The sequence below is a fragment of the Paenibacillus sp. 01T431 genome, assembly GCF_056398625.1.
This window is the reverse complement of record NZ_JBFTPT010000019.1, coordinates 44,933-63,826: the sequence shown is the minus strand read 5'-3', so window position 1 is coordinate 63,826 and position 18,894 is coordinate 44,933. Positions and strand designations below refer to the sequence as shown.

Sequence of the window (18,894 nt, the reverse complement as noted above, 5' to 3'; positions counted from 1 at the left end):
TCGCCCTGTTAGCCCTCGCGGGACAGGTAGACACCGTTTTTCATTGCATATTACTTATCCAGCAGCTCTACGAACTGCAATAACCGTGTGATCATCGTTGCCGCTTCGGCGCGGCTTGCTAGATCTAGAGGCAGGAATGATTGATTTCCTTTGCCCTCTAAAATACCTGCTGCTGCAACCTGAGCAACCGCATCAAGCGCCCAGCCATGTATAGCTGCTTCGTCTTTAAAGCTGGCAGCCTCATTAACTGTTTTCTTGACGTTAGCTCCTGCTGCTTCCGCAAATTTTAATGCGCTTGCTGCCATTACTGCCATTTGCTCGCGCGTAATGGTCGTATTCGGACGGAAGGTTCCGTCCTCGAAGCCTTTAATCAGTTCAAATCTTGCAGCTGTTGCAATCGCATCCGCATACCAAGCGCCCGGCGCAGCATCGCTGAACGCCGACGCCTGCTTGCCTCCACTATTTTGCAGGCCAAGCGCTCTTACAAGCATTGACGCAAACTCGGCGCGCGTAACTGTACGGTTAGGAGCAAAGCTCGACGCCGTTGTACCGCTCACAATTTGTTTGGAAGCGAGCAGCTCAATATTCGATTTTGCCCAGTGGCTGCTAATGTCTGCAAAAGTTTTGGGATTTAAAGCGACTACGTAGCTGCTGTTGCTAGTACTCAAAATGGTGACAGTTGTTTTCCCTTCAGCTGATCGGAACAAAGCCGGAACGTAACGGAAAGCTCCCGTTGCCGGATCAAATACGAGCGCTGTTGCTGTTTTGGCATCCAGTTCACGGTCTACTGTCATCGTACGCTTCACATATTTGCCGCCAAGGCTGTGTACTTCTGCTGATGTGCTTCCATCCGAGACGGAAATAATAAAATCAACAGGATCACCTGCAAGCTCAAAGCCTGCGGCTTTAGCTTTAGCTCGAATGTTATCAAGCACCAGTTGACTAACCGGCTTGATTGAGAAAGTTACAATTAGATTGCCGTTATTCGCAAGCTTTGCCTCCTCCAGAACGCCGTTTACAAGCGCCAGCGGGAACTCATACGACGCTGTACCCTGCTCCATGACGACTACCGCATTTGGACTGCTCTTAAGCGCGTCAAGAAGAGCTTGTGCGGAGAAGGAGAGTTCTCCATTTGATGTTAACGCACCTTTGGCGAAGATGATCCGCTCAAGCTTGCTTGCAGCATCTGTCTTCAGCTTGCTGTCATTTTGCGCTGTATTAATCGCACCGCCGATTTGGCCTGACCCTGAACCGCCAGTGCTGCCTTCATTTCCTTCCTCTGGCACAACGACCGCCTTCACTTCCACCGTATAGATTCTGCTTTGCGAACCATGAGTCACAGTAAATGTCGTCTGGCCGATCTTTAGCGCACTAAGCTGTTTATCTTCACTAATTGCTGCAATGTCTGATTGGGCCATCGTTATGATCGCATCCGCTGTGACATCGACGCTTGCTTGATCAAACACCTTTATGGCTTTTGTATCACCCACAGTCAACGACAGCGGTCCTCTATCGCCATTCTCAAGAGCTATGCGGAATGGCTTCGGACGATTGGCAAAACCTTCATTTTGCTCGGTGAACGATAATTGATCATTTGAGCTTGCTAGTATCGCTATCCGCTCGCCACGCACAATGACATTGTCCACCTGAATATTGCCTGACACTCCGCTTGTCACGTCAATTCCGTTTGTCCCCATTCCGTCGAGCACGATATTTTGCAGCTTCACATGATCAATGCTGAATCCGCCGCCGTGTACAATTAAACCGGCATACGTACTGTCGAGTGCGACGTTGTCCCGTACAATGACCTCGCCGTTCAAATCCTTCTCGCCAGCAAAAATCCAGATCGCACCTAGATTAATGTTGTACGCAGAGTCGGCGCTGCCTGTGCGAACCAGTGTATTGCGCTCCACTACCGTTGTGCCGCTGAATGCCACAGGATTAAAGCGTGTCGATACGGCAATGCCCGCTCCATTCGTAATTGTATCCGTACCGATGTTATCTTGAAGCTTATTGTCTTGCCCGCCAAAAATAACGAAGTTATCGGCCAGCCAAGGCAAAGCCACCGTATTAAAACGCGCCGTATTGTTGATGCTTGCGCGTCCTTCCGCCGACCACATCGCCAAACCATCGTCACCTGGATAGCGGATATCCGATTGCTCCATCACACTATTGCTCGTGCCCACGGAGAAGTTGATGCCGTCGGCCATCAAATTGCGCAAACGAAGGCCAACCATATGCAGGCCATCCGTTATTTCGTCGCTGCCCCTTACCTTGGACAGCCATAGCCCTGTTTTTGAATGCTCGACCCAAACATTCTGAATGACCGAGCCTTTGCCGAAGCCGCCATAAAAAGCATGGGTCAGCGCTTCATCATCACGGATATTCAGGTCGCCGTCGATGAGTAGATCATACACGCCAATATTAGCGCCTTTGCCAATAAACCTCGCACCGATCAGCGATGTATACCACATCCCTGCACCGCGAATCGTGATTTGATCCAATTCAATCACATCAGTCTTAAGCTCAAATACCCCTTGAGGGAACCATACGCCTTTCCCTTGTTCTTTCGCTGCATTCATTGCAGAGTGGAACGCTGCCGAATCATCAATGCCATCGCCAGGTACAGCTCCGTATTCGGCAACTGACAGGAATCCATCAGGCTTTGCAAACGGACCTTCCACCTGCTCCATATCGACAAGGTCAATGACATAATAATCTGCCGCGTTCTCCGCATTCTTCTGCAGACGGATCGTAGCTCCTGCGGGTATATCACCGATCAAAGCATGTATTTCATCGAAGAAACGATGTGCATTGCCCTGCTTTGGATCATTAGACCATGGATAGCTGCCGTACTCCCAGCCATGCTTCGAGCTGAGTTCTAAATTTTGCTTAAATTCTCCGTTTACGTAGAGGCCCAACGTTTCGTTTCGACCAGCCCCGTCTGCGCTGTCTGGGATGACATAACGCAGCACAAGTGAATTAGCCGCCTTTGCTAATGTAAATTGTACATAATCACCTTCATCTACCAGCTTAACCGCCTGCCTGCCCGATGCCTCAGAAGCGATTTCACGGTAGCTGCGCGACGGTCCAATCAGCTCACTGTTCGTTAATCCATGTTCCGCTTCATAGGTAATGTATGGAACTGTCGCTCCGCGGTAAGCAATGCCGATGCTTTGTCTGACTAGAAGGCTACCCAGCCATACTTGCCCTGAATCCGCTGAATCCTTTTGCAGCGTAATCGTATTAATTCCGCTGCGCAGCTGCATTTCAATAACCGCTTCGGACCAGCTTTGTTTTTCTCCAGCTGCATTAAACGCCACTTGTTTGATCCGTATGCCATTCACATACAGGCTAAGCTGGCTTGGCGCATCGGTGACGTTCAAGTAACTAAGCTCCGTTAAATAGCTGCCTGCTGCCCCAGCATGAACGGTAAAGCTGATTTTATCTCCTGTTTCAGTGAAGTTCCCAGCGTACCCAGCACCTTTAAAGCCTGTTAACTCCTTACTTACTTTAATGCCGCCAGACATAAAAGCGTTCTCTGCTTCATATCGCTGATTGGAGGCAACAGGCTCAAACTGCCAAAGTGCCTCATCCGCTTGACTCGGCGTACCGTATTGCAGCTTGCCAGCCGTTAGCAGCAGCAATCCGTCTTTCTGCGTAGCATTTATAATCCGTTTATAGCCAGCACGATCCTCAATCGTCCATTGTGCCGCATCAATGCCTCTAGCCTCACCTGCGATTGCCGCCAGACCATCTGCATGTAGCGTCAATAAATGTCCGGTAGCTTTGTTTTTCAACAGCCTCCGGCCGTTGAAATCCTGAAGCAGCCATTGGGAGCTCGCGTTATCTGCCCTCACTGAGCCGCTGAGCACCTTGCCGCTGTTTTCATATAAATACCCTGTGCCTGACTTTTCTTTAATACGAATATAGTTCGTGTCGTCAAATGTTGGGGTAGCCGTGTCATTCGTCTTCTCCTCGCCCATTGGCGGCGTCTCGAATTGCTCCGACGCACTCTCAAACGTCCACTGCACCGATCCAAATGATGCTGGGTACAATCCACGTTCTGCGTAGCCTGCATTATTTTGAACATGAATGAGCTCATCATCGTATTTCCCATTCAAGCTGCGAATCATATATTCCGCACCGCTCGGCGTGCTTTCAACTGCCCACTCTAAGAACGCATCGCCTTGAATGGCTTGCTTGCTCTCAATAAAGGCATAATCCCCGGTCATTGTCATGTAATGTCCTGTAGCACGGTTTTTCAACCTTTGTTTCCCGCCCTCTGACTCTATAATCCAATGACTGTAGCCGTTGTTCTCTGCCAAGTTGCCATAAAGAACAATTCCTCCATTGTTTTCATATAAAAATTGGCCGTTCGCCTTGTTTTTTATACGAATCGGAGCCTCTGGCAAAGGTTTCGCTGGAAGTGCTAGCGGCTCAACTGCATATTGTGCGCTATCCGAATCAGCAACAAGCTTACTCACTTTCGTATATCCCTCACCATCTGAATATAGAAAATGACGAGCCCACCCACTCCGCAGCACTACAAATTTATCAGAAGATCCAGGCTCCATGTTCCACTTCACGCTGCCCCAGCTCTCGTGAATGCCGCCTTGTGCAATAATTTGCTGAGTCGGGGCATCCTTTTCAACATCCCCGCCTACGTGCTCCATTGACACATAGTGGCCAGTCTTGAGGTTTTTCAACCGCATCGAGGTCGGTCCATCGCCCGTGCGCTCCAAAAACCAAACTGAGCTAAGATCCGTTTCTGGAAGATCACCATACTTAACCTTGCCTTGATCATCACCCTCAGCGGTCACTTCATACAAATAACTGCCGGTTTGCTTGTTCTTAAGTCTTACATTCGTTAACGCCGCGTCTGTCACAGGTATAAACTTCCATTTAGGGCTTCCCCATCCTGGATTAATTACGCCGTATTCCGCGTATTTCGTCAGATTTTGCAAGCTAATATACTTTTGTTGTCCAATAACATCATTAGCATCCTGCAAGCTGTGAATGAGCTTTGAGCCGCCGGCATCTTCGATGACCCAAATCGCACTCGTCCAGTCATCAGCTACCTCAGTCACATCAATGCGTCCATCCTTCATATTTTGCAAATTAATGTAGTGGCCTGTTGCTCTATTCTGGATGCGTTTGCGACCGTTAAAACGTTCAACTAACCATTGTCCCTTATAATCGCCTTCAGAGACATTGCCGTATTTCAGCTGTCCTGCTGCATCCTCATATAAGAAGAAATTTTGCCATTCATTCTGAATTCGAATATATTGCGGCGAGCCATCCCCGCTAAATGCCGGGTCTTCAAACAACCATTGCGCCGCATTCTCATTTGGCTGAATTGCACTTGCTTGGGCTGCGCCCGTATTGTCTTGAATATGCAAATATTCGCCTTGACCAACATAGCTCTGAATGCTTTGATAGTCATCATAAATGGCTGATTTGCTAAAGGACCATTGATCCTCTGCAGAGCTTTCCGTTAATGAAGATACCTTAAGCGGATCACTGATCTCATTAACTCCTGCACGCGTAACATAATGACCAGTTGCTAGGTTGCGCAGCCGTTTTTTGCCGTTAAAATCTTCCCTTACCCACTGGTAAAATGACTTCTGGCCTGCCTGTGTTGTCAGCGCGCCAACCTTTGCCAGCCCAGCATCTTCATACAAATAAGCAGTACCTACCTTCTCATTTGTAAAATTCACGATACGGTATGGCTGCGTATCCGGCGCCAGCTCTATTCGCCAGTGTGCATTGTCTCGATCCAGGACGGACCAACTGTTCGAGCGTACATGTTTGTCATCAGGAAACTGCGTATTCAATACGTAAATGGTCGAAGGAACCTCCTGATAAGCTGCAACGTTCTGAAAGGTGATAAAATCTCCACCCGCTGTGTTAGCTACCAGCCACTCGCTTTTATTCGTATTGTCCAGCCCTATCGCTTTAATAGGCTCTTTGTCTATTCCTTGCGTAATGTAATGACCAGTTGCACGGTTTTTAATCCGATAGGAATCCGGCGTTGCTCCCGGGACAAGCACCCAATGAGATTTGCGATCCGCAGCAGGCACCTCGCCAAAATCAACGAAACCATTAGCTCCCTCGTACAAATATTGTCCTGCTCGGAACTTGTTGGCAAGACGAATTGGAGCAGCAGACTCCACCGGCTCGAGCGCCCACTGCGGACTCTCGAATGTTATATTGATGTCATTGCTTACTTCTGCAAAGCCGAGCAAATCCTCTTGATGAATAACGAGATTGGCATTCTCCGGCACAGTTGCACTTTTAATGACCACATAACCCTCGCGGCTGGACGCATGAATGGTCCATTGGTCTGCAAGCGTACTCTCCGTTATCTCGCGGCTGGTCAGTGCATCGCGCCTCTTCCCAACCTCTGAGACCGTAATGTAATGTCCGGTTGCACGGTTTTGAATTCGCTTATTGCCATCATGCTCCTCGATGAGCCATTGCGAGGACTCATCTTCATAGCTTGGAAAACCGTACCGTACGATACCATTTTCATCCTCATACAAATAATTGCTTTGCCATTTGTTCTGGATACGAACATAGGTTGATTCCGTTACGGATGACACAGCCGCCTCGGGCTGCCCCCCGCCTTCCGATACCACTGCCAACTCATCCGCATAGACCGGAACCGCCATAAGCATAAGCAGCAGCGCCAGCATGAATGCCAATATAGACCTTGCACGTTTCATTGCACAAACCTCCCCAAAGGTATACAAGTGCAAACGCATCTCGGAAGCACTCGCTTATGTAAATCCTTCATTCTCTTTCATCATAATTTGGAATCGCTTACATATCGATGTGCATTTCTAGAAATAATAGGTGTTATATTACGAAGTGTAGAGGCATGCAAAAACCCCTCTGTCTTAGACAGAGGGTTTCTATACTTATATGGGTAATCTGCTGATTGCTGTGAAGCACTCGCCTTCTAATCGAATGGTATACTATTCTTCTTCTACTACGCCAAGCTCCCGATTTTTCTCCTTAAAACGCTCGTTATGAGAAGAAACATAAGCCATCTCTGGAGCTTCCGGATCCATATACAGCTTCGCGCTGTTGAGTGCCAAGACGCCATCCGTAAACGTTCCTGCAATAAGTCCAACCTTGCTGCCAAAACTCGCGAAATCGCCTGCGCCGAAGATGCCCGGAATATTAGTAGTCATCCGCTCCCCAACGTTCGCATTCCATACTCCCATATCAAGACCCCAATCACGGATAGGTCCAAAATCACTCTTCATTCCATGATTGACGATGACAGCATCGACTTCAATCTGCTTGCTTTCCTCCGTTTCCATATGTGCAATCGTTACCTTCTCGATACTTTCCCCATTACTGCTATGAAGCGCAAGCACTTGATATGGCGTAAGAACATTTACAGAGGATTGTTTCATCCTGGAAACATTTCTCTCGTGCCCGCCGAAGCTGTCGCGGCGATGCACGACCGTTACGCTGGCTGCAATGGATTCCAGCTCATTAGCCCAGTCTACTGCGGAATCGCCGCCGCCAGAAATGAGCACTCGCTTATCGCGGAATTTTTCCAGCTCCTGTACGGTGTAGTACAAGTTCGTTACTTCATAGCGGTCAGCCCCTTCAATCTCCAGCTTCGCTAATTTTTTTATTCCGTAACCGATTGCCATAATGACCGTTCTTGTATGATGCTTCTCGCCAGTTAATGAAGTCAGCATAAAAGTTCCGTCAGCCAATCGTTCATAGTCCGTAATTTGCTGTCCTAGCACGATCGTCGGATCAAAGGTTTTGGCTTGTTGGATCAATTGCGCAATTAATTGTTCGCAGCGAATCGGTGTTACCCCGCCTACATCCCAAATAATTTTCTCAGGATAAGTGAGCATTCGCCCGCCGAGTTGATCCTGCGCTTCAATTAATTTCGTTTTCAAATCGCGCATGCCGCTATAGAAAGTGGTATATAACCCCCCTGGGCCACCACCAATTATCGTTACATCATAGAGCTCCAATTGTTCGTTCATCGTTTGCCTCCAAACGTCAGTCATGATCAATTTATTTTTTGATATTGATTATCACTATCACTTATTAAAGTGTAGGATACCATCCTCATTGTGACAATGGACAAAAGTCACCATTTTTTTGTACAAAACTGACTTTTGTTATCTCTATCAATGCTTTCAACGATTCGTTTATTTCGCACCTGCGAGCCAATTAGCTAGTTCCTCTGTCTGTGATAGCGTAGCAATCGGATCAAAATACCATGAGCGTTCCTTACTCCAAATATAGACGCGATCATTTTTAACTGCATCAATCAGCTTCCAAATCGGCTCGGTTTTCAATTCTGCAAGCGTTAGCGTATCAGACGTTAATATAATATAATCGCCAGCAAAGTCAGACAGCTTCTCTCCAGAAACCTCAACAATTTGTTCCTTCATCAGCTGCTCCGCTACTTTAGCTGGCGGCTTAAGTCCAAGTGCTTGATATACAGCTTGTCCGCCCCTGCCGAAATTATCGCCGAATACGCCCGTATTCCCTCCCCAATCCTGCATGACTGAAAATACAGCATCGCTTGGAATGGCACTTTCAACCTTTGCTTTGGCTGCTGCAATACGCTGGTCGTAATCAGCTAACCATGCTTCCGCTTCTGCCTCTTTCCCTAACGATTTGCCGAAATAGGTCAATTCTTCATGCGTATTTTTTAGTTCGCCATAAGGAACAACGATCGTCGGAGCAATTTTGCTATACTGCTCATAAGCTGCTTCATTTCCTGTAACGATCATATCCGGCTGCAAATCTATTATTTTCTCTAGCGATACACTCTCGTATTCTCCAATATTCTCCACACCTGCAAGCGCCTCTGAAAAATACGGATTTTTCAAATTCAATTCTGGCGTTCCGATTGGTTTGACATTAAGTGCAATAAAACTGCCCAAGTACAGATCAACAACGATCCGTTCGGGATGCGAAGGAATTTCGATATCACCTTTTATCGTTGTGATTACTCTAGTCTGAGCTTCCGTTTGCGGCTTATTGGAAGGAGCTGCTTCCCCCTTCGTCGTTAATTTTGATTCCACGGTTGCCGTATTTGTATTTAACGTCCCCGTAGAACATGCACTCATAAATAAAGCAAAACAAAACAACAGGGTTGCCGCCATTGATAATTTCAATCCTTTGTACATGGGCAATTGATTCTCTCCTTTGTATTGATAATGATTATCATAACGATACACATTGTAACGCCGGAGCCTCCCTGGAACAATGGACAATCGGCTCGATCTATATAGACGATTTGCCCCGCTTCTAGTATTTTTCAAACCGTCCTTATACCTGCCTGGCGAAACGCCAGCAACCTTTTTGAATATCCGTGTGAAATATAAGCGATCGAAATAACCAACGCTTTCCGCAATTTCCTGGATGGTTGCGCTTGTATTTTTCATTAGCTCCTTCGCATGATCAATTCTCACCTGAATGACATAATCAATGAGACTATGCCCTGTTTCCTTTTTAAACACCTTGGACAAGTTTTTGGCGCTATAGCTTAAGGTTTGCGCCAACTGTTCAAGCGTAATCGGCTCCATATAATGATTATGAATATAACGAAGCGCTTGAGCTGCTAGGTCGGGCTTCGATAGAGATATGTCTTGCTTTTGCAGCTGAATGAATACCTCATAAACAAATTGATGAAATAACGTATTGACATGAAATCTCTCCAAAGAATGCGATATTTGCCACTCTTGTGCCATTGCGTTAACAATTCGAAACAGTGGGATCGGGTATTGCGGGGCGAAGCCATATTGCATATGGAACGGGTTGTTATTTTCAATAAGAGATAAAATCTCTTGCCTGCAAGGATGCGGGATAAGTGCTTTATAGAAGATTAAGTAATAATCAAAATCCTCCTCCAGCCTGTCTATATCCAAGCACATTCCTTTGCCCCCATGCAGCACATGAAATCGCTCCGCCTTATATGGATGACCGTCCAAACATACATTTGCGCTGCCAATTGTCGTATATAAAAATCCGCTTGCTGGAAGACGGTAGGATTGCAGCCTATCGCCAAGTTTCATCCTATGGTGACGAACATCCAACACCTTAATTGAGGCGTGGTTCCAAAGCCTAATAAGATCATTCCACTCCACTTTCCGAGTTCAGCTCCTCTAGCGTTTACTTTGTGCTGCTCACAGATCGACCGAAGAAAAAGCCGACTACTTGATCATGATGGTTCATCCTTTTATGTATGGTTCCTTGCAGAGCATATTAATAAGCATTCTAATGATAACCATTCTCATTGTCAATTCCTTTCTTACTAGTACCTGGTACTACAATAAGTTGGTACTTTTACGTTTTGGCATATGATGTAAACTAAAGACATGAACAACAAATCGATTCGGGAGGCTTTCTCAAATGGAAAAAATGGAAACGATGCAAGTACGCAAACCAGCAAATTTTTATCGCCGCCGCAATACCCCAACGTATACCTTCATGGCTTGGGCAGCTTTTCTTATAGCATGTGGCTTCGAATTCATCGGTATTTACACGCTTAAACAACCAATGTCTGTGCAAGGGTATTACGCTGTAACCGGCATACTTTTAATTATCACTTCATTTCTTCTGCAGAAGGTTGCGCGCGACAACGACGAGGATAAGTTTCTCAAAGACTACAACCCGGGCTACAGAAGCCGCAATACCTCCGCCTTTTCGTTCATGGCTTGGGCCGGCTTTATCATTGCCATTCTCGCTCAATATATAGGTATTTACACACTAGAGGAGCCGCTTTACGTCAAAGGCTACTACGCGATTGCCGGTGCTTTCTTAATCGTTTCTTGCCTCGTTTTGCAAAAGACCATTCGGGATAATGAAGAAGACAGCGTGCATACGAAAACAGAAGATTTAGAAAGCTAGAAAACAATAAAAAGCCTCCCCTTTAAAGATGAATTGGGGAGGCTTTCTTTCGATCAATCCGTTTAGCTATTCGACTTTAATAGAATCAAAAAACTTCTCTTGCACGACCTTGGCAGACTTGTCGAGCAAGCCTTGAAGATCTGAACCTTTTTTGGAGAAAACCTCTTGCAGCACATTCGTTACTTCGCCGTAGTAATCCTGCGTGTTGTATTGCGCTTCAGGTTTGCCGTCAAGCAAAGAATCGGATTCTGCGTTATATTTGTAGACGTTATCGTATTTATCAAATATAGCCTGTGCTTTTTGTCCATATTCCGATGAAGGGCTGTAATAGTTCATTTGTGGCGGAATATAATATTTGCCTTCTGTTTGGCGTTTTTGAATATCGGTTTCAAGAGACTCTAGACCTTTATCCGTAAAGTAATCGAATGTAATATAGCGGAAAGCAATTTCTTGTTCGTCCTTCGTCGCATTTGGATTGATGACGAGGTAATCGCCGCCAAGCACGCCTGTATGCTTGCCGCCTTTCTCTGCTGCCGGCATCGGGAATGTCAGTACATCCTCTGGCTTCAAGCCGCCTTGGTTGAGTGCCTGCTCAAGTACACCCTCAGCTCCCGCTATAACCATAGCCGTACGGCTTTGTCCGAAAGCGCCGACAGCATCGCCCCATCCAAGTGCCCAGTCCTGCGGAATTGCATTTGCTTCCCATCTCAGCTTGTTGTAAAACTCTAGCGCCTTCAAGCCTGCCGCAGAATTAAAGGCTGCTGTTACTTTGCCGTCAGCGATCGTCTGAACATCGCCGCCTGCCTCAAACAAGAAGTTGGTCCAGTTCCAGCCTGCTTCTGTACCTTTGCCCATAGGCGCAATACCTGCAATGCCTTTCTTCGGATCAGCTACTGCTTTCGCAGTGTTGTACATATCGTCCCATGTCCAGTCATACGATGGAATCGGTACACCTTTCTCGTCAAGCAGCTTCTTGTTTACAACCGTAGTTGTAACATAGGCTTTCTGGGATACCCCGAACACCTTGCCGCCAATGATAAATTGGCTTTGCAGCACGGGATTGATTTGATCCTTGAATGGATAACTCTCCCACAGCTCCGTAATATCGGCTACCCAGCCGCGCTCCTGCAAAAACTTAGCTTCTGTTGCCCAAGTGTTGAAAAATGTCGGCGCTTCGTTTGCTGCCATTTTGATGCCAATTTCGCTTGGGTTGTAGTGCCAGTCGCTTTTTACGATTTCCACGTTAGGATAAACCTCGTTAAAACGTTTGATTTTGTCATCTTCCAGCTTGCGGTTCTCAACCTGATCCGGCAATGGATAATAAATGCTGATCGTAATTTTTTTGTCTTTAATATCTTCCTTCGGAAGATCTGTTTCCTTGCTGCCTGCATTGTTTGTCGCTGCATTCGTTGGTTTATCGGTTTCTTTTGGATCGTTGGTCTCCTTGCTGCCACCGCTGCAAGCTGCAAGAATTGAGCATATCATGATCAAACAAATCAACACTGCCACGTTTTTCTTTAGCATCGATATTCCCCTTCACCATTCGTATTTTTACTACATCCTCATCATAAAGGAGACGTTTTCATTTGGGCGAGGTGTATTCTTATTCCGATCATGTGTATGTCTACGAACTGCTTATCCCTTAACCCCGCCAAGATGAAGTCCCCGCATAATGAACTTTTGGAACGCCAGAAACACGAGAATCGGCGGCAGCATCACCATCGTAAGGATAGCGAAACGAATATTCAGATTGAGCCTTTGCGCACTGATGACGTATTTATATACGGCTGTCGCAAGCGGATATTTCTTATCGCTGTGCATCACAAGCGAAGGCCAGAACCAATCGTTCCATGCCGTTGAGAAAACAAATATTGCGAGCGTGGAGAAAATAGGAATGGAAAGCGGAATCGCGATAAGGCTGAAGCATTTCCAGTCTGACGCACCGTCGATTCGAGCCGCTTCAATCATTTCATGATGGATACCATCGAAGAAATTTTTAAGCAGCAGCAGATAAAATGCACTCGCACTGGCAGGGAGCCAGAAAGCCGCATACGTATTAAGCAAACCAAGATCCTTCAGATTAAGAAAGTTCGGAATGATATAAGTGCTCGGCGGTATGAAAAGTGTAATCATGAAAAAAAAGTAGATTCCCTTCTGATACGGAACATTAAGCTTGGATAGGCTAAAGGCTGCTAAACCGAGCACGACGATGGTCATAATCATGTTGCCGCCAAAAATCATAAGCGTGTTTTTCAAAAACTGCGGCAGGTTAATAAAATTCCAGCCTGTTCGGTAGTTGTCGAAATGCCATTCTGAAGGCAAAAAGTGCGGTGGAAACGAGTTCACTTCGGTGTTTGCTTTCAAACCGTTAAACAATGCAGTAGCAATGGGATAAAGCATCGAGGCAACCATTGCAATAATGACAAGGATAATAAGCAGAAAACCTACCTTGTTTTTATTTCTGCGCAAATCGTGACTGGATAATATCCCTCTGTCTAAGCTCTTCATCACTTGCCCGCCCCCCTGTTGTTCAGCCTGAATTGTAAAAGTGCCAATCCGCCAAGGACGACGAACATAAGTACACCCAGCGCAGAAGCTACCCCGTAATCAAGCTTCGTAAATGCATATTTAACGATAAACAGCGAGTAAGTGAGCGTTGCTTTGTTCGGACCGCCGTCAAGCAAGGCCAGCTGAGATTGGAAACCTTGCGTCGTTGCAATCAACTGCAAGAGGAACAGAAGCAGAATCAAGCCGCGAATCGACGGAAGCGTAATATGCCAGATACGGCGGAATATGCCTGCGCCATCAATTTCTGCTGCCTCATACCAGTCCCGCGGGATACTAAGAACAGCAGCCAAATAAATGAGCATGCCTGAACCGAACTGCTGCCATGTTTCCATGACGACAAGCGAAATCATTGACCAGCTTTTATTCGTTAGGAAGGCTATTTGATCAAGCCCCGCTTCCGTCAGCAATCCGTTAATCGGACCTACCGGATCATAGAACCATCTCCATAAGCCGTATAACACAACAGCAGGCACGACGTTCGGCAAATATGCCGCCACGCGAACGAAGCCTTGAAAGCGACGCAGCTCTGATATCGCGATTGCAAACAGAATAGGAACCCAAAAGCCGATAACCATACATAAAAACATGTAGTACAGCGTATTTTTGACACCAATCCATACATCAGGATCGTTAAAAATCGTCTTGTAGTTATCAAACCCCACGAACGTATTTCCCTTTACAAAATCGATCGTGTAAAAGCTGTAAATAATGCCTTTCGTGATCGGCACCCACAAAAATAAAATAAAAATAATAGCTGCGGGCAGCAGAAACAAATAGCCCGAAATATGTCTTTTCCACCTGCCAGCCTTCCTCTGCACCTTGCTATCGAGCGGCTCGCCTACTACAACGGATTGTTCCATCTGAGTTTCCCTCATTTCTTTTCTATTGCTCTATACCATTCTAGAAGCAAGGCGGCTAACTGGTAATGTGCAAAACTAAGACAATGATAGCTATTTTTACTTCATCTTATTTCTTGTCGTCCTTCTTAAGCTCGCTTGGGCTCATCCCATAATATTTTTTAAATATTTTGCTAAAATGCTCAGGAGATTCGTAGCCGACGCGCTCCGAAATCTCGTATCTTCGCAAATCGGTAAACAAAATAAGCTTCCGACTCTCCTCCATTCGAAGCTTTATTACGTACTCCCATAAGTTATAGCCTGTATCCTTCTTGAACAAATAGCTTAAGTAATTCGGGCTGACATGATTTTTTTGGGCGACCTCATGCAGCGTCAGTCCCTTTTGAGCAAAGTTGCGATCGATATAGGCCTTCGACTTCTCTACAATGAGGCTATTCTGTTCGCTTAGTTCTTCGGCAGTAGGGTCCTGCGTATAGGTGCTCCAATTAAAATCACCGTAATAAAAAACATAATGATCACGATGCTCACGGTTCCACAAGATCGCTTTGCGCGCTTGTTCGCTGAGCATGCCCACGAAACCAATGCCTCGCACAATTTGACTAATGCCAATGACACAGTGCAGCCCGATAAATTTATGAATGTTGTAATAGAGGCTGCGCCCGATCATATCCAATTGATTAATTTTGTTGACACTAGCTTCTCCAAACTCGTTCTCGTCCCATTGAATAAGTACACTAATCTCCTGATTGGGAGAATAAAAGGCCACATGATTCCATTCCTTATCCAGCAGCTCGTTCGCAATGTTCAATGCAGCATATTGCAGCAGCAGTGCATCCCTACTTTGGATCTGCCGATCCTTATCCGATAAATTAAGGCGCAGCTTAATGACCGCATAATAAGGCCCGTTCAGCTTGATTGCGTAGCGCTCATACAGCTTCTTCGCTATTTCCTCGGGTGTCTCCTCGGAGCTTGACAGCAGCTGATTAAACAGCTCCGTTCGCTTCGGGAGCGGCTCCTCCATATGGAAATGCTCTTGCAGCTTGGATAAGAACTGATCCTCCGTTGCCGCAGGCTTATTCATTTTGAGCAGCACATTTCGGACGGAATCCAGAAATTGATCGTTATTAAGCGGTTTAATCATATAATCCTTTGCACCGAGTCGAATCGCCATTTGAGCATATTGAAAGGTTTCATATGCGGAAATGATGATCGTTTGAACCCAAGGCTTCAGCAGCTTAGCCTGATGCATTAGCTCAATTCCATTCATCGAACCCATTTGAATATCTGTGATCAGCAGGTCAATTTCTTCAATTCTCAAATAATCGAGCGCTTCATATCCGCTGTGCGCCATATAAACATTTGCTAAACTAATGCCGGAAGCAGACAATAAACTGCATAAGCCCTCACATATTAAAGGCTCGTCATCTACGATCAATATATTGTACATTTATAATCCTCCCCGTCCGCATCCCAATGCTCACTTTGTCTCATCATAGCTCGTTGGCAAAATAATCGTCACCGTCGTGCCGCCGTTGTTCCCGCGCTTGTAGCTCATTCCATATCCATTGCCAAAATGAAGCTGAATTCGTTGTTGGATGTTACGAATCCCATAACCTAAACTATGATCCGACTTGTCATTGCTTAATAAACGCTCAATTGAGGCATAATCAACTTCCTTATGTCCGTTGTCCTCCACCTTGATCGTAACCCGCTCGCCCTCAACTACGGCCGAAATTTGGATTTCGCCATCCTCGCCCATAAATTTAACGCCATGGATAATCGCATTTTCGATAAGCGGCTGCAGCGATATTTTCGGAATCATAATCATTCTTGCTGCATCGGAAATGTTCCAATGCACTTGAAACTCATATTTGTATCGCTTCTGCTGCAAGCTGACATAAGCGGATGCATGCTCAAGCTCCTCATCCAGCGGAATGAGCTCTCTCCCTCTGCTTAGTCCAATTTTCATCAGCTTCGATAAGTCCTTAATCATTTCAGCCGATTCCGTATTGCCTTCAAGCGAGCTCTTCCAGTAAATACTCTCAAGCGTGTTGTATAGTAGATGTGGATTAATTTGCTGGTAAAGCAGCTGAAGCTGCGACTCCTTCTGCTTGATGTCCATATGATATTTATAATGAATAAGCACATTCAGCCTGCGGGCCATGTCATACAAAGCGGCAAAGAGTACACCGACCTCGTCATTCCGGCCTTTTCCCGGCGTCTCCGGCACTAGCCTGCCTGGCTCATAGGTGCGAACAAATTGCGCCAGCTTCTGAAGCGGCGTCATAAGCGAGCGCCAGAAATAAACAACAACGACGCAGCCGAACAATATATAAGCAATAGAAATGAGCTGGATGACATGCTTGAGCTCGCTTTGCTGCTTTAATAACGAGCTGATCGGAATTTGATAGACAAGTTTATTGTTCAAGTTGCGGTTATAATTGACCACATAGATGTAATCAGAGGTCATGACATCAAAAGTGCCGACCGCTTCCATCCCATCCTTAATCTCTGTTGCAGCAGGCAGTACATACGTCTTCCCCATCAGACTTGAATCAGTCGCTGCGAGCACGCGGTTCGACCAATCCATAAACATGATCTTGCCGTCTGGCAGTGAAACGGATTTCAGCGATTCGCTAATTTTCATATCCATCTTTGTTGCGACCAAAACGCCAATGATACCGTTTCCAATAGATACATTGCTAACGGCACGAATATAAGCAAGCGTGCTGATCTGCGATAACCCTACATTTGAATCAATAATTTCCATGTAACCTTTGCTCTTATAACTGACCGCATCATCGTACCAGCTCGGTTTCTCTGCATCGGAGAAAAAATAAACCCCGGTTTGTGTCAACTGACGCTTCGGCGCAAAAAAATAGTAATCATTCGGGTCATAAATATACAGCGAATAATATACGGCTTCTCCTCCATTAAGAGGAATCGAATTACTCGCAAGCAGCTTGTCGACCTTATCGTATTTCCGTACTCTCTCAATAACCGTCTCAGCCCCAGTAGGGACAAGCTGCTGCGTAATTGGATTTTGAATAATCGTCGTCGTTATTTTGCTGATCGTATCCATGTCACGATTAATGACGGTATCGTTTTGTTTAATGAGCTCCACATATGCGCTCGTCACATGGTTTTTGAGCAAATGCTCTGCTTTCATATTGCCGTACCAATGCAGTAGAAAAATCGGACTCACCATCACGAGAAACAAAAGTATCAATTGCTGCTTTATGTTCAATTTTGTCAAAGGATTGCTAAGACCCGATCGCATGCAGGCACCTCCGGTTAATAATTGTACTATAGCAAAAAAAACAGCCAAACAGAGTGGCTAGATCTACCCTTTTCAAAAGCGGCAATAGAGCATAATCGTAGAAATACACATACTTCATACAAAAAAATGCTGCTAGTCAACAGATGTTGGTTAGCAGCACTTAGGATGGTATATTTTAAGCGATAATAGATTTGATATGTATATTTCTCTCCTGGCTTAAATCCAAGAAATAATCTGCCAGCTTGATAAGAGGCGTCTCAATATTGTGCGGGTTGATGTACACGACCTCGCCTTCTCGGCCATCCGTCAGAAGCACTTGTTTGCCGACTAATCGCTTCATCAGGTTTTCAATAAATACCGAGATAATTTGCGGGTTAAGAACGCCAAACTTCCCATCTGTCATCTGATTTACAATTTCATGAAAGGATAATGGCTCGTGATAAGGACGCTTGGAGGACATCGCATGAAAAATATCCGCAACTGCTACGATAGAGCTGAATAAATCGATATTTTCCTTTTTCAGTCCGAGTGGATAGCCGTTCCCGTCCTCGCGTTCATGATGCTGAAGCGCAACACGAGCGATTCGGAGGCTTAAGCCCGTCGTACCCTTGAGCAGCTCATAACCGTAAATGGTATGCTTCTTAATTAATTGGAATTCAACCTCATTCAGCTTGCCCGGCTTGTTTAAAACCTCTAGCGGAAGCTTTACTTTGCCAACATCATGTAGGGTAGCAGCAAGCGACAAAATCGAAAGCTCTGAATTGTCCAGATTCATCCATCTTCCGATAAGCGTCGATATGACGCCCACACCTACGTTATGCTCATATACATAATCATCCTTGGCTTTCACCGCTTCGAATAATTCGAAAATATCCTGATTTTTGGATAGCTGCAAAATAGCTGGCAGCACCTCATTGCGAATCTCCATTAACGGGACCTTACGTGATACTAAGATCGATTCAAACAGCTCTTTTGAGATATTCACCGTTTGCTGAACAAGCTCACCAATTTGAATGCTTGATTGCTGAATCGGCTTATGCTCATAAGCAAGGGCAATCGATGATAAATCTATCCGATGGTTTATTAATATTTGTAATGATTCACTAGTCAGAACAGAGTCAGCTGGTACAATCGTAACGCCATATGCGTTCAAAATATCATATTTCATTTTTTTCCCGATCAACTGTTCCATGACTTCACTCCCTCGGAATTGACGTTTCCAACATTTAGTTTACCATATCTTATTTAGGAAGGGTCTATTAAAATTAGAAAGATGAGAATACATAG

At 45.6% G+C, this 18,894-nt stretch carries 10 protein-coding genes and 1 pseudogene; 2 read left to right on the top strand and 9 right to left on the bottom strand.

Features of this window, described 5'->3' with window-relative positions; all coding sequences use genetic code 11:
• Positions 1-50: 50 nt before the first annotated feature.
• The 3 genes from AC1DM9_RS28190 to AC1DM9_RS28180 form a co-directional block, all read right to left on the bottom strand.
• Positions 51-6,728, bottom strand: a complete 6,678-nt coding sequence (locus AC1DM9_RS28190) for an S-layer homology domain-containing protein (protein WP_477583395.1) — start codon at positions 6,726-6,728, stop codon at positions 51-53.
• A gap of 252 nt (positions 6,729-6,980) precedes the next feature.
• Positions 6,981-8,021, bottom strand: coding sequence for an NAD(P)/FAD-dependent oxidoreductase (locus AC1DM9_RS28185; RefSeq protein ID WP_477511571.1), 1,041 nt, complete (start codon positions 8,019-8,021; stop codon positions 6,981-6,983).
• A 168-nt stretch (positions 8,022-8,189) separates the two neighbouring features.
• On the bottom strand, positions 8,190-10,139 hold the full coding sequence (locus tag AC1DM9_RS28180; protein WP_477583392.1) for an AraC family transcriptional regulator: 1,950 nt from the start codon (positions 10,137-10,139) through the stop codon (positions 8,190-8,192).
• Positions 10,140-10,404: 265 nt separating this feature from the next.
• Here AC1DM9_RS28180 and AC1DM9_RS28175 point away from each other — a divergent pair.
• Together AC1DM9_RS28175 and AC1DM9_RS28170 are read left to right on the top strand one after the other, a co-directional pair.
• Positions 10,405-10,620, top strand: a pseudogene (locus tag AC1DM9_RS28175) (YiaA/YiaB family inner membrane protein); the annotation flags it as partial.
• 84 nt (positions 10,621-10,704) lie between these two features.
• The gene (locus tag AC1DM9_RS28170; protein ID WP_256711064.1) at positions 10,705-10,902 is read left to right on the top strand and encodes a YiaA/YiaB family inner membrane protein; all 198 of its coding nucleotides are present in this window, start codon (positions 10,705-10,707) and stop codon (positions 10,900-10,902) included.
• Between the two features lie 66 nt (positions 10,903-10,968).
• Here AC1DM9_RS28170 and AC1DM9_RS28165 read toward each other — a convergent pair whose 3' ends face one another.
• The 6 genes from AC1DM9_RS28165 to AC1DM9_RS28140 all read right to left on the bottom strand — a co-directional run bounded on the left by AC1DM9_RS28165 (position 10,969) and on the right by AC1DM9_RS28140 (position 18,799).
• The gene (locus AC1DM9_RS28165; RefSeq protein WP_477583390.1) at positions 10,969-12,426 is read right to left on the bottom strand and encodes an ABC transporter substrate-binding protein; all 1,458 of its coding nucleotides are present in this window, start codon (positions 12,424-12,426) and stop codon (positions 10,969-10,971) included.
• Between the two features lie 111 nt (positions 12,427-12,537).
• Complete coding sequence (locus AC1DM9_RS28160; protein ID WP_076271011.1) at positions 12,538-13,410, bottom strand: carbohydrate ABC transporter permease; 873 nt, start codon at positions 13,408-13,410, stop codon at positions 12,538-12,540.
• Complete coding sequence (locus AC1DM9_RS28155) at positions 13,410-14,330, bottom strand: carbohydrate ABC transporter permease (RefSeq protein ID WP_339207481.1); 921 nt, start codon at positions 14,328-14,330, stop codon at positions 13,410-13,412. The genes AC1DM9_RS28160 and AC1DM9_RS28155 overlap by 1 nt, the downstream gene beginning before the upstream one ends.
• Before the next feature lie 106 nt (positions 14,331-14,436).
• Positions 14,437-15,774: a response regulator transcription factor gene (locus AC1DM9_RS28150; protein ID WP_441879352.1), complete on the bottom strand. Its 1,338-nt coding sequence runs from the start codon at positions 15,772-15,774 to the stop codon at positions 14,437-14,439.
• A 30-nt stretch (positions 15,775-15,804) separates the two neighbouring features.
• On the bottom strand, positions 15,805-17,607 hold the full coding sequence (locus tag AC1DM9_RS28145; RefSeq protein WP_477583387.1) for a sensor histidine kinase: 1,803 nt from the start codon (positions 17,605-17,607) through the stop codon (positions 15,805-15,807).
• Between the two features lie 175 nt (positions 17,608-17,782).
• Positions 17,783-18,799, bottom strand: coding sequence for an HD-GYP domain-containing protein (locus tag AC1DM9_RS28140; protein ID WP_441879355.1), 1,017 nt, complete (start codon positions 18,797-18,799; stop codon positions 17,783-17,785).
• Positions 18,800-18,894 lie beyond the last annotated feature (95 nt).

Excerpts from the sequence above, each read along its gene's own strand:
- AC1DM9_RS28190 (WP_477583395.1), bottom strand. The coding sequence starts at position 6,728 with ATGAAACGTGCAAGGTCTATATTGGCATTCATGCTGGCGCTGCTGCTT.
- AC1DM9_RS28185 (WP_477511571.1), bottom strand. The coding sequence starts at position 8,021 with ATGAACGAACAATTGGAGCTCTATGATGTAACGATAATTGGTGGTGGC.
- AC1DM9_RS28170 (WP_256711064.1), top strand. The coding sequence starts at position 10,705 with ATGGCTTGGGCCGGCTTTATCATTGCCATTCTCGCTCAATATATAGGT.
- AC1DM9_RS28165 (WP_477583390.1), bottom strand. The coding sequence starts at position 12,426 with ATGCTAAAGAAAAACGTGGCAGTGTTGATTTGTTTGATCATGATATGC.
- AC1DM9_RS28160 (WP_076271011.1), bottom strand. The coding sequence starts at position 13,410 with ATGAAGAGCTTAGACAGAGGGATATTATCCAGTCACGATTTGCGCAGA.
- AC1DM9_RS28155 (WP_339207481.1), bottom strand. The coding sequence starts at position 14,330 with ATGGAACAATCCGTTGTAGTAGGCGAGCCGCTCGATAGCAAGGTGCAG.
- AC1DM9_RS28150 (WP_441879352.1), bottom strand. The coding sequence starts at position 15,774 with ATGTACAATATATTGATCGTAGATGACGAGCCTTTAATATGTGAGGGC.
- AC1DM9_RS28145 (WP_477583387.1), bottom strand. The coding sequence starts at position 17,607 with ATGCGATCGGGTCTTAGCAATCCTTTGACAAAATTGAACATAAAGCAG.
- AC1DM9_RS28140 (WP_441879355.1), bottom strand. The coding sequence starts at position 18,799 with ATGGAACAGTTGATCGGGAAAAAAATGAAATATGATATTTTGAACGCA.